This is a genomic window from Streptomyces sp. MS06, from assembly GCF_047200655.1.
In the GTDB taxonomy this organism is placed as follows: Bacteria; Actinomycetota; Actinomycetes; order Streptomycetales; family Streptomycetaceae; genus Streptomyces.
Map to the genome: position 1 here is coordinate 26,704 of NZ_JBJZOJ010000073.1, position 11,079 is coordinate 37,782.

Genomic DNA, 11,079 nt, shown 5'->3' on the forward strand with positions numbered 1-11,079 from the left:
CGACCCCGTGCACGGGCCGTCGTCAGACGGCGCTGGCGCAGGACGAGGCACAGGAGGCCGCGCACCCGTCACCGGTGCCGCACGCCTTGGGAAGCAGGTCGGCGCCGATCTCCGTGACGATGGTCAGGGCGACATCGAACGGGTCGGCGGGCGCCCCGGGGACGGCCGTCGCAACGGACGCCCCGGTGGTGGCCGTCGTGATCGGGCTGAGCATGGTTGCGGTCATCGCACTTCCTCTTCTGTCGGAAGGATCCGAACGGTTCGTCGTGCTGTCCGGCCTGCGTACGGAGTGCCGCAGGGCCGGGTTTCTGCATTCGCACCTTGGGTGCGGCCCCTCTCCGGTAGACCGGATTCCGTGGGGGACATGGATTCGGAGCATCCGGAGAGGGGGGTCGAGGACACGGGCCGGGGCTACCGGAACTGGCCCGCGTAGAGGGTGGTCAACGTTGTGCCGGTCACCAGGACGGGCAGGAACAGCACCTGGAAGGTGCCGAAGCCGAACCGACCGACGTACGTGGCCGGATGTCGCAGCACCCATCCGACCTGGCCGAGGAGCTGCCGGAGAACCCCCTGACGCTTGGTGGTCATCACGCCGCCGACCGTCGCAAGGCCGTGGATCCGGCGGCGTCGACGACCGCCCACGGCGTCGTGATCAGCGCCCCGGTCCGAGCCTGCCAGGCAACGAGGTTCGCCCTGTCCTCCTCCAGATGCCCCAGCATCACGAGCAGAGGGGTGACGATCCCGGCCGCCTTCCCCTGCTCGACCGCGGCCAAAGCGTTGTGCCAGCCCTCGCACAGGGCGCGGCTCTCGAACGGTGCCGCCCGGTCGACGTACGTCTCGACCGCCTCCCAGCCGGCATTGGCCACGTACCGCCGTGCGCTGGCCACGCTGTGGTCGGCGGCCTCACCGAGTGACGCGGGCAGACAGGCGTACAACACCAGGCGCGTGCCCGGGGGCACCTCGTGTGGTGCGGTCTGCCTCGCACTGCCGCTCATTCCGCGTTACCTCCAGCCAGGTGAGCCGAGACGCCAAGGGTCCGGCGCCTCGACGAAGAGCCTCGTCGGGGGCAGTCGGCGGCGGTACGCCGTCAGCACGCCGTTCGTCCGCCGTCCGGCGTTGCGCGAGGAGGCGGAGCCGCGGCGTACCGCCGCGGCTCAGGCGTAGCGAGGCTGATCGGTCCAGTGCCAAGCGGAAACGAGAAGCGGCGATGGACGCGGTGGACGAAGAGCGCCTCTGCAGGCGGACGCCGGTACGGCGTCTTTGGGTGAAGCTGGCCGATTGCATCGAGCCTTCGGGCCTCGCGCGCAGACACGTACGAGAGTTCCTCGATGGACATGCCGCGCCGGAGCGGGTCGACGACGCCGTTCTGATCGCCTCGGAGCTCGTGGGCAACGCGCTCAGGCACACAGCCGGCGGACCGGACTGCATGTGTGTGGAGGTCTACCGGAACGTGGCGGTACTGCGCGTCCATGACGCGGGACGGGATGTCTCCGGGGTCCGGGCACGCTCTGCGGAGGAGTCGGTGGACGAGTTGAAGGGCAGTGGTCTCGGACTGCTGCTCGTCGGCGAGTTGGCCTCCGCGTGGTCCGTCCGGCCGACCGCGATCGGCAAGGAAGTGGTCGTAGTTCTCGCCTTGGACGCCAGCGGGCTACCCGAGCGCGACGTTCCTCCGCACATCCCAGCGGTACGTCCGCCCCTGACGGCGGAGTTCCACCAACTGGACGGCGGACACGGAGAGTTCGACAGCCGGTAGAGCGCGAAGCCCTGAGACCGTCTCCACAACGGGCGCGGCGGGGCGCCGGCGGTTGTTGTACGCGAGGCTCAGGTGCGGCCGAAATGCGGACGTCGGCTTCTTCGGGGCCAGACCGACGCTGCTCCCTGCCTTGGCCAGCGCGTGGTGCAGCCGGAGCAGGGGTTCCCAGGGGCCGAGGGACAGGCGGACGGCGCCTCGGGAGCCAGCCAGCGGCATGGCGCATACGGAGAACGCGGAGGGCTGCAGCGCCTCGGCGTTCTGCGCCAGGCTGTCCAGGTGGCCGGGGGTGACGACGCCCGGCGTTCCGACTCGGGGGAGGGTGATGTGCAGTCCGTCCGTCGGCACCGGGTCAAGGCCGAGGGGCGCCAGCTCCTCCTGGCAGTGCCCGGCGAGAGCAGCGAGCCGCTGATCATCCGGGAAGGTCAGCATCCAGTAGTAGGCCCGGCTGCCGTCCGACCAGCCGGGGCGTGCCCAGTGGTCGGTCATCTCGTCGAGTGCGCTGAACGCCGCCCAGTCGTGGGCCGCGGTGACCGCCGGATGGTGCGTGTCGGCGGGAGGCTCGGCGGGGAACGCGGCGGGATCGGCACTGAGCAGGGGCACCCGACGTACTCCTTCGGCTTCACACTGCCCCGGAGCCCGACGACACCTTCAGCGCCTAGGACGTAGGTGACGCCATGGCCAGGGCCGCTGGCTGCGAGCTCCAGGTCCGGAACTCGTCGCCATAATCGCGTACCGCCGGGTGATCACGCCATGGCCTGGCCTGCTCATGCAGGTCACGGGAGCGTTGGTAGACGGAGCTGATCGGTGTCTCTCCGCACAACTGCAGGGCCTCACGACCCAGTGCCATCGCCTGGTCGATGTCGGGCGTGCACTGCTGGAGCAGCGCGGTGGCGACGTCGAGGCGTACGAGCGAACGGCTCCAGGAGGAGGTCGAGTGCTCCACCAGGTCGTCGATGTGCTCGGCGTCGCGCAGTACCTGGGCCGTGTTGTGCAGCGCGACGTGTGACGTGACGGCGTTGGCCAGTGTCCTGGCCCGTCCGTACGGCTCGAAGGAGATGCAGGAGGTCAGCTCGACGGGTACCTCGTGGAGGTCGGAGAGGCGGAGTGCCTGTCCGATGGTCTGCTCGACGGCACGCCGGTCGCCGGTCTTGCCGAGGGCCCTGGCCCGTCCGTTGGCGAGCAGGCGGATGCACTGGGCGTGGCGTGGGGCTCGCTCGACGGCCGCGGCGGCGCAGGCGTCCGCCTCGTCGTACCGGCCGGCGTAGTAGAGGCTGAAGGAGAGGGTGCCGCACGCCCAGAGGTCGGTGTCCAGGTCGCCGATCTCGCGGCTGAGATCCCGGGCTTCGGTGCAGTACGCCTCCGAGAGCGCGAAGTCGCCCGTGTTCACCGCCATGTAGCCGAGCAGGCCGGAGGCGCGGGCGGCGAGGCGGAAGAGCTCCCGGCGCGTGCGTGGGGGCTGGCGGCCGTCGAGGAGGGTGTGGGCGAGCTGCCGCACCTGGCGCGCCTGGTGGCGGAGGACGTACGGCCCGTCCTGTTCGTACCGGCTGGCGATGCCCTCCAGCGAGGAGTCGAGGATGGCGAGCGTCGCGTCGTCGGCATTGCTGGCTGTGAGCTGCCGGGTCCGGGTGACGATGTCCAGTGGGTTCTCGTCGTCCTCCCGTGGCGAAGGGGCACTCGTCGCCTGCTGGTGCGGACTCGACTCCTCGTCGCGGTCGTGCGCGGAGTCGCCGTCGTACGTAGTGGAGAACAGCTCGGACACGGGTCTGCCCAGCATGTGCTTCAGAACTCGGCAGGCGTCAGGGCGGGGCAGAGTCAGCAACTCCCCGCCGTACCAGCGGTCGAACTGGCGTGGAGAGACCTGGAGGGACGCCAGGCGGGGGTCGCGGTCGAGCTCTGCCAGTCGGGCGGCGGCCCGCTCGTACTGGGCGGCGAAAGCCTCGTGCGTCGTCAGGTGCCGTTGCTGGAGCAGCTGCCGAAGCAGCGTTGTCCGTGGCATGGCCCGCCCTCCTGGTGCGGCGTGCAGGACCGACGCGGAGGCGCGTGCCGGTAGCGAGGTCGTGGCCTGCTCGCCCATCGGTCGGCTGCGGCGCACGCCCGTACGAACGCGCGCCGTGACTTCTGACAGCATGCTGATGCAACCGCCAACTAGGCAATATGTCTGGTGAAGTTGACCCGTATGGGTTGTAGAGGTGTCGCCGGTACGGAGAGACTTCCGGGTATGGCCTTGAAGAGAAGCCTGGTCCCGCAGTCGGTGTACCGGCGGCAGCTCGCGGCACGGTTGAAGGAACTGCGTGACGCGACCGGGCTCACCCTCACCGAGGTCGCCGACCAACTGGAGGTCAACCAAGGGTCGCTGAGCCGGATCGAGAACGGCGAACGCGGCACGACGCCGGTCCTCGTCCGGGCACTGCTGGACCTGTACGGCGTCAAGGACGAGGACCGGCGCGCCGACGTGCTCGACCTCGTGCGAGCGGACAAGGAACAGCAGAAGCCCTGGTGGCGGAAGTACTCGACGGTGCTCACCCCGACGCGCTACGACGGGTACCTCGCGCTGGAGGCCGGCGCGACGCACCTCGCCAGCTACCAGCCGATGCTCGTGCCGGGGCTGCTCCAGACCGAGGACTACGCGCGTGCCGTGATCTCCCAGATGAGAAAGGACCTCTCCCCGCCGCAGGTCGAGTCCCTGGTCAGGGTTCGCATGGAGCGGCAGAACAGCCGCCTGGGCGGTGAGGCCCCCGCCAGACTCTGGGCGATCCTCGACGAAGCCGTGCTGCGCAGGACGGTCGGCTCCGCAGAAGTGATGCGCGACCAGATGCGGAAGCTGGCAGAGGCGAGCGAGCGGCCGAACGTCACCGTGCAGCTCCTGCCGTTCTCGCTCGGCGCACATCCGGGGCTGTACGGCCCGTTCGTCATCCTGACGTTCCCGCGCCCCACGCCGAACTTGGTGTGGCTGGAGAATCCCAAGAACTCCGTGTATCTCGAGTCCCCGGAGGACGTAGACAACTACACGAAAATATTTGATCAGTTGAGGGGCAGCGCCCTCGACCCATCAGAGACCCGCACCCGCATTGCACGCATCAGCAAGGAGCCCGAAGAGTGAGCACGCCCCGCATGGCCGCCCCTCACGACGTTACGACAACTCCCCACGATGTCGATCTCACGCACGCGCGGTGGCGGAAGAGCTCGTACAGCGGGGGTGCAAACGACTGCGTGGAAGTCGCGGATCTGGGCGAACACGCAGCAGTGCGCGACTCCAAGGACATCGGCCGTCGGCCGCTGCTGTTCTCGAAGGCGGCGACGCGCGCGCTGGTCACCAGGATCGCCAGCGGGGCAATCGGTGGGCATCGGAGCTGAGCAGAGAGCTGGGGCGTGAGGAGAAAGTCGTGACGGTCGTCGTCGTGGGCGCAGGAGTCTTGGGTCTCACAACCGGCGTGGCGCTGTTAGAAGCCGGGTTCTCCGCGCGGCTGGTGGCCGAGGAGATTCCCGTGCGCACGTTGCTCGCGGTCGGCGCGATGTGAGGGCCGTACCTTGTTGAGCCCTGGGCGAAGGTCCGGGAGTGGAGCCTTGCGTCGCTTGGCGTCTTCCGGAAGGTCACCGAGGACGACGCGATCGGTGTCCACCTGGTGAGCGGGATGGAGGCCGCCTCCTGTGAAAACACCGCCGTGGAGCGAGCTGCTCCCCGATTTCAGGTATGCCGACTCGTCCGAGCTTCTCAACGGTTTCGGGGCCGCCTTCTCTACGCCGCGCTTGTCGCCCATCTCCCGTTGCTCGGGAATTTTCTCTGAAAGAAGCCAGGATCCGTGTGTGGCGAGGTGAGATGCGCGAGGTATGGAACAGTGATCGTCGCCTGACGGCAATCACTCGCTCGGCTCTCTCGATGCCTGCCCGGCAGGCCGTCATCGACCAGCAGATCAGGCCCGGGGTGAGCGTCCTGGACTTTGGCTGCGGCCGCGGAGACGACGTGCGCAGCCTGCATCACATGCAGCTCGACGTTACTGGCTGGGATCCACACTTCTTCCCGGACGGCGAGCAGAAGCCATCGGACGTGGTGCTGCTCACCTACGTGTTGAACGTCATCGAGAACCCGGCTGAACGGCGCGAAACCCTGTTGCGCGCCTGGACCCTGACTCGCCGGGTCCTGGTGGTCTCCGCCCGCCTGGTGTGGGAACGGAACAAAGTGAACGGCAATCAGCTCGCCGACGGGGTCCTGACCGGACGTGGAACCTTCCAGCACCTGTTCGGCGCGAGCGAGTTGCGCGACTTCGTACAGGAGACCACCGGCGTCCGCTGCGTATCCGCAGCGCCCGGAGTCGTCTATGCGTTCCGGGACGATCCTGCCCGCATCGCCTTCCTCGCCCGCCGGATCGTGCCCGATGCCGAGTGGCTGGCCTCCGAGGACACTGCCTCTGCTATCGCCGCGGTGGTCGACTTTACCGAACGGCGGGGCCGACTGCCACGGCTGGATGAGATGTCGGTTCCCCTATCAGAACTGTTGAGTCACCTCCGGGGTACCGAACTCCAGCGCCTGGTCCGGCGCTCCGCCGACCCGGAGAAGATGGCTGAGGGCGGCAAGCGCACGACGCTGAACACGTTGCTGTTCCTGGCGGTGGAGCTGTTCAACGGACGCGGTCCGTTCGGCAGCCTGCCGCTGTCTATCCAACTCGACATCCGGTCCTGCTTCTCCTCCTACCTGGAGGGATGCAAACGCGCCGACCGACTCCTGTTCAAGCTGCGCGATGACACCTACGTAAGCGGCGCGATGCGGGCCTCGGAAGTCGGCAAGCTCACGCCGACCGCGCTCTATGTGCACCGCCGCGCCATCGACAGGCTGCCCACCGTGTTGAGATTGTATGAGCACTGCGCCGCCATCGCCGCCGGCCACCCGCCGCAGTGGTCCGTGGTGAAGCTCAAGCACCAGGGACGAGCCGTCAGCTGGCTCGATTACCCCGACTTCGACACCGACCCGCACCCCAGACTGCACTCCTCCTATGCGATTGAGATGCGCAGCCTGGACACGACCCACCTGTCCTACGACAACGCGGCCAACCGGCCGCTGCTGCACCGCAAGCATGAGTTCCTGGCGCCGGATGACCCGGACGTGCCCAAGTACCGGCGGCTGACGGAGGCCGAAGTGCGGGCCGGACTGTACGACCAGCCGCACTTGATCGGAACCGAGCAGGGCTGGGAAGCCGAGCTGGAGCGCTGCTCGCGCGCTCTTCGCGGGCACCGGCTGGTGCGCCGGCCCGCGAGCCCCGCAGCGGTCCCGCAGCCTCAGGCCCCGGGAGAGGATGCAGAGCCGGAGCCCCCTACGCCTGGAGCTGGTTGACCGCAGCGGCCAGGTCGCCGACCTCGAACCCATCGATCTGGGAAGGGAGCCAGGACAGGCGCAGCCCGTTGGACACGATCTCATCAGGCAGGCCCATGGCTGTCAGCACGTGACTCGGGGTGTAGGAGGTGCTCGTGCATGCCGAGCCTGTGGCCACGGCCGCGACGCCCTTGAGGCCGATGATCAAGGCTTCGGCGTCCACGCCCTCGAAGGAGAGGTTGAGGATGTGCGGCACGGAGTGTTCGGGGTCGCCGTTCACGTGGTAGTGAGTGCCGGCGAGCCCGGCGAGGAGCTGCTCGCGGAACTTCTGCGCTCCGGCCAGCCACTGCTGGTGCTCCTTGCGGAAGATCTCTTCCGCCTTCGCCAGTCCCATGATCAGCGGGACGGGCAGGGTACCCGGGCGGAGCTTGCGCTCCTGGCCGCCGCCGAACATCAGAGGCTGTAGCGGGAGCCGGTCCCAGCCGCGGCGACGGACCAGTAGCGCGCCGGTGCCCTTCGGGGCGCCGATCTTGTGGCCGCTGATGCTGATCAGATCGATCGGCGCGGTGAGGTCTTCCGGGAGCTTTGCGAAACCTTGGGCAGCGTCGACGTGGAAGTACGTAGACGTCTCGCGGAGGATTCGGCCGAGTTCGCTGACAGGCTGGATGACACCGGTCTCGTTGTTGACGTGCATGAGCGACACGAGCAGGGTGTCCGGGCGCAGGCGCTCGCGGACAGCTTCGACGCTGATCCTGCCGTGCTGGTTGGGCTTGAGGAAGTCGACCTCGAAACCGCGACTTTGCAGGTGCTCGAGCGGTTCGAGGACCGCTTTGTGCTCGATGGCCGAGGTGATGATGTGCCGGCGCCCGGTCTCCTCGCCGTGCGGCGCGATCCCGAGCAACGCGATGTTGTTGCTCTCAGTCGCTCCGCTTGTGAAGATCAACTCCTCGGCTGGCGCGCCGAGTTGCGCAGCGAGCTGCGTACGCGCCTGCTGTACCGCCTTCTTGGCGCGCGTACCGTACTCGTGAGTACGGCTGCCAGCGTTGCCAAAGTCTTCGGTCATCCAGTGGAGCACGACATCAGCGACGCGTGGATCGACGCGCGTGGTCGCGGCAGCATCAAGGTACGTTACCGACATCATTACTCACTTCTACGAGAATCCCGTACAGTACGTCACTGAGATCACGTACGATACCGCTGTGATCGATCAACGAGGAGCTCAGGCGGCAGGTGGGGCGGCGTTTGTCGGCTTCGAGTACATTTTTCCTGCCATTAGGGGAGTTCAGGCGGGGCGAGAGTTCTTCGTTTCGATGTGTCCGCTCAGGCTGATCCCTAAAATCTTCGTCTTCGATGACGATGAGATCGCCCCGGAGGTCCGTGCGCAGCGCGTTCTCAACAAGGGCAGACTGCCAGCGCTCACTCGGTACATTCTGGACAATCCAGATGATTATGTCTTTAGTGCGCTCACCGCCTCGATCGATGGCGAGATCGCCTTTGAGAGCATTGCGAGCGAGGGCGCTGGGATGCGCGCCGGGCAGATCCGCGTGCCGATGGCGGCGCGCTTCTTGATCAACGATGGGCAACACCGCCGCGCTGCCATCGAGCTCGCACTCAAAGAGAACCCCGACCTGGGTGACGAGACGATCGCCGTCGTTTTCTTCCACGACGCGGGTCTGGGGCGTTCCCAGCAGATGTTCGCCGACCTGAACCGACACGCCGTGCGCCCGTCGCGCTCGATCGGCGTGCTCTACGATCAGCGTGACGATCTTGCCAGTCTGACCCGCCTGCTGGCCCTGAAGTCCTCGGTGTTCAAGCAACACGTCGAGATGGAGAGCAGCACGCTGTCGGCACGTTCGCGCAAGCTATTCACGCTCAGCGCCCTGCACTCGGGTAATCAGTCCCTGCTCCAGGGGCTGGAGCTGAAACGTGACGAGGCAGCCGTGCTGGCCCAGGCGTTCTGGGAATACGTTGACACGCTCATCCCCGAGTGGGCGATGGTCCGCGATCGCCGCATGACCGCTCCCGACGTGCGTCAGAGCTACATCCACAGCCACGGCATCGCCTTGCACGCCCTGGGACGTGTCGGCAACAGCTTGTTGCGTGAATCCGTCGACGCCACCGTATGGCAACCGCGCCTGAAGAAGCTTGCCGCGGTCGACTGGTCCCGTACCAATACCGACTGGGAGGGCCGCGCGATCATCGGCGGCCGGGTCTCCAAGAGCCACGCCCAGGTCACTTTGACCGTGACCTACCTTCGCCGCATGCTGAAGCTCAGGCTCAGCCCTGAAGAGCAACGCGCCGAAGATGCTTACCAGCGAGGAGAGTCATGAGTACCGCGACCCGACGAGCTGTGCCCTTCGAGGGCAGCAGCCTCGCGCAGGTGACCGCAGACCTCAAGGAGGAGATCCGCGAGCTCTACACCGCGGACGAGGTTCCCTGGGTGATTGGCTATAGCGGGGGCAAAGACTCCACTGCCACTCTGCAACTGGTGTGGCTGGCTCTCCAGGAACTGCCGGCCGAACAGCGCACGAAGACCGTCTACGTCATCAGCACAGACACCTTGGTGGAGAACCCGGTTGTCGCCTCGTGGGTGAGTCAGTCCTTGGAGACCATGCGGCAGGCCGCAGTCGAGCAGCAGCTGCCGATCGAGCCGAACCGCCTCACCCCCAAGGTTCAGGACACATTCTGGGTGAACTTGATTGGGCGCGGCTACCCGGCGCCTCGCCCGAAGTTCCGCTGGTGCACCGAGCGCATGAAGATCCGGCCGTCGAACACCTTTATCCGCAAGGTGGTCCGTAGGCACGGCGAGGCCATCCTGGTGCTCGGCATCCGCAAACAGGAGAGCCAAGCCCGGGCGCGGGCCATGGCCAAGCACGAGAAGCGCCGGGTACAGGAGCGGCTGTCTCCCAACGGCAACCTGCCTAACTCGCTCGTCTACAGCCCGATCGAGGACTGGTCCAACGACGAGGTATGGACCTTCCTCATGCAGCGACCCAACCCTTGGGGGCACCCCAACAAGGATCTGCTGACCATGTACCAGAGCGCCACAGAGGACCAAGAGTGCCCACTGGTAGTGGACGACTCAACGCCTTCCTGCGGCGACAGCCGCTTCGGCTGCTGGACCTGCACGCTTGTGGACCAGGACAAGTCCATGGCTGCCATGGTCAATAGCGGCGAGGAGATGGTGTGGATGGCACCGCTCCTGAAGTTGCGCGACAAGCTGGATGTCAGCGGTGAAGAGGAGCACAAGCTCCGGGACTTCCGCAAGATGAACGGCAGTATCCAGCTGTTCGGCGAGCGCATCGTCCATGGCCCCTACACCCAGAAGGCTCGTGAGGACTGGCTGCGGCAGCTCCTCGAAGCCCAGTCTCGCGTACGAGCAGACGCCCCTGAGTACATCCGCGGGATTGAGCTGATCACTACGGAGGAACTTCACGAGATTCGCCGCCTGTGGGTCTTCGAGAAGCATGAGGTCGAGGACTCCCTGCCGCGTATCTACAAGGAAGAGACCGGCGAGGACTTCCCTGGCCGCCCGCTGGATGAGCACCTTGCCCTGGGCGCTGGCGAGATCGACCTGCTGCGCGAGGTATGTGATGGCGACGACTTGTTGTTCACCACCGCCCGCGAACTACTTGAGGTAGAGCGCAAGTTCCGCACCATGACGCGCCGCTCCGGTCTGTTCGAAGCCCTGGAGAAGACGGTCAAGCGTGGTTTCTTCGAAGACAAGGCCGACGCGCATGCCTATGCGCTCAAAAAGAAGCAGCTGAACGAAGAGATCGCTGACCGCCTGCCCCTGATCGAGGACGAAGACTCCGCCGATGCTCCTGCGTAACATCACCCTGCACGACTTTGGGGCCTACCGGGGCGAGCAGTCTCTCGACCTCACCACGACCCCCGGCCGGCCGATCGTCCTGATCGGCGGCATGAACGGCTGTGGCAAGACCACCTTGTTGGATGCTCTGCAGCTGGTTCTGTACGGCCCCGGGGGGGGGGGGGGGGGGGGAGGGGGGGGGGAGGGGGG

Annotated in this window: 14 protein-coding genes; 8 read left to right on the forward strand and 6 right to left on the reverse strand. The window is 66.8% G+C overall.

The genetic code is table 11. From position 1 onward, the window contains the following. Positions 1-22: 22 nt before the first annotated feature. The 3 genes from fxlA to ACL02U_RS28820 all read right to left on the reverse strand — a co-directional run bounded on the left by fxlA (position 23) and on the right by ACL02U_RS28820 (position 995). Complete coding sequence (gene fxlA / locus ACL02U_RS28810; RefSeq protein ID WP_412793911.1) at positions 23-226, reverse strand: FxLD family lanthipeptide; 204 nt, start codon at positions 224-226, stop codon at positions 23-25. Positions 227-411: 185 nt separating this feature from the next. Then, positions 412-588: a hypothetical protein gene (locus ACL02U_RS28815; RefSeq protein WP_170198239.1), complete on the reverse strand. Its 177-nt coding sequence runs from the start codon at positions 586-588 to the stop codon at positions 412-414. Next, entirely contained in the window at positions 588-995 is a 408-nt protein-coding gene (locus tag ACL02U_RS28820) for a hypothetical protein (RefSeq protein WP_412793912.1), read from the reverse strand. Before ACL02U_RS28820 ends, ACL02U_RS28815 begins: the two co-directional genes overlap by 1 nt. Positions 996-1,207: 212 nt before the next feature. On the opposite strand from ACL02U_RS28820, the gene ACL02U_RS28825 reads away from it, so the two are divergent. Beyond that, a complete protein-coding gene (locus ACL02U_RS28825) occupies positions 1,208-1,753 on the forward strand; it encodes an ATP-binding protein (protein WP_412793913.1) in 546 nt (181 codons plus the stop codon). On the opposite strand, the gene ACL02U_RS28830 is transcribed toward ACL02U_RS28825, so the two are convergent. After that, complete coding sequence (locus ACL02U_RS28830) at positions 1,649-2,353, reverse strand: 2'-5' RNA ligase family protein (protein WP_412793914.1); 705 nt, start codon at positions 2,351-2,353, stop codon at positions 1,649-1,651. The two genes, ACL02U_RS28825 and ACL02U_RS28830, sit on opposite strands and share 105 nt — an antisense overlap. A gap of 55 nt (positions 2,354-2,408) precedes the next feature. Beyond that, positions 2,409-3,749: a hypothetical protein gene (locus ACL02U_RS28835; RefSeq protein WP_412793915.1), complete on the reverse strand. Its 1,341-nt coding sequence runs from the start codon at positions 3,747-3,749 to the stop codon at positions 2,409-2,411. 222 nt (positions 3,750-3,971) lie between these two features. On the opposite strand from ACL02U_RS28835, the gene ACL02U_RS28840 reads away from it, so the two are divergent. The 4 genes from ACL02U_RS28840 to ACL02U_RS28855 all read left to right on the forward strand — a co-directional run bounded on the left by ACL02U_RS28840 (position 3,972) and on the right by ACL02U_RS28855 (position 7,079). Continuing rightward, complete coding sequence (locus ACL02U_RS28840) at positions 3,972-4,853, forward strand: helix-turn-helix domain-containing protein (protein WP_412793916.1); 882 nt, start codon at positions 3,972-3,974, stop codon at positions 4,851-4,853. 11 nt (positions 4,854-4,864) lie between these two features. Next, a complete protein-coding gene (locus ACL02U_RS28845; RefSeq protein WP_412793923.1) occupies positions 4,865-5,107 on the forward strand; it encodes a DUF397 domain-containing protein in 243 nt (80 codons plus the stop codon). 29 nt (positions 5,108-5,136) lie between these two features. After that, a complete protein-coding gene (locus ACL02U_RS28850) occupies positions 5,137-5,271 on the forward strand; it encodes a hypothetical protein (RefSeq protein WP_412793917.1) in 135 nt (44 codons plus the stop codon). A gap of 299 nt (positions 5,272-5,570) precedes the next feature. Continuing rightward, positions 5,571-7,079: a DNA phosphorothioation-associated putative methyltransferase gene (locus ACL02U_RS28855; RefSeq protein ID WP_412793918.1), complete on the forward strand. Its 1,509-nt coding sequence runs from the start codon at positions 5,571-5,573 to the stop codon at positions 7,077-7,079. Here the strand turns inward: ACL02U_RS28855 and dndA are convergent. Beyond that, entirely contained in the window at positions 7,060-8,199 is a 1,140-nt protein-coding gene (gene dndA / locus ACL02U_RS28860; RefSeq protein WP_412793919.1) for a cysteine desulfurase DndA, read from the reverse strand. The genes ACL02U_RS28855 and dndA overlap by 20 nt on opposite strands. A gap of 58 nt (positions 8,200-8,257) precedes the next feature. Here dndA and dndB point away from each other — a divergent pair, with 58 nt between their 5' ends. The 3 genes from dndB to ACL02U_RS28875 all read left to right on the forward strand — a co-directional run. Then, positions 8,258-9,388, forward strand: coding sequence for a DNA sulfur modification protein DndB (gene dndB / locus ACL02U_RS28865; RefSeq protein WP_412793920.1), 1,131 nt, complete (start codon positions 8,258-8,260; stop codon positions 9,386-9,388). Further along, positions 9,385-10,890 carry a DNA phosphorothioation system sulfurtransferase DndC gene (gene dndC / locus ACL02U_RS28870; RefSeq protein WP_412793921.1) on the forward strand — a complete coding sequence of 502 codons (1,506 nt, stop codon included), beginning with the start codon at positions 9,385-9,387 and terminating at the stop codon, positions 10,888-10,890. The genes dndB and dndC overlap by 4 nt, the downstream gene beginning before the upstream one ends. Further along, on the forward strand, positions 10,877-11,079 hold a 203-nt coding region (locus ACL02U_RS28875; protein ID WP_412793922.1), incomplete at its 3' end, for an AAA family ATPase. The genes dndC and ACL02U_RS28875, both read left to right, overlap by 14 nt.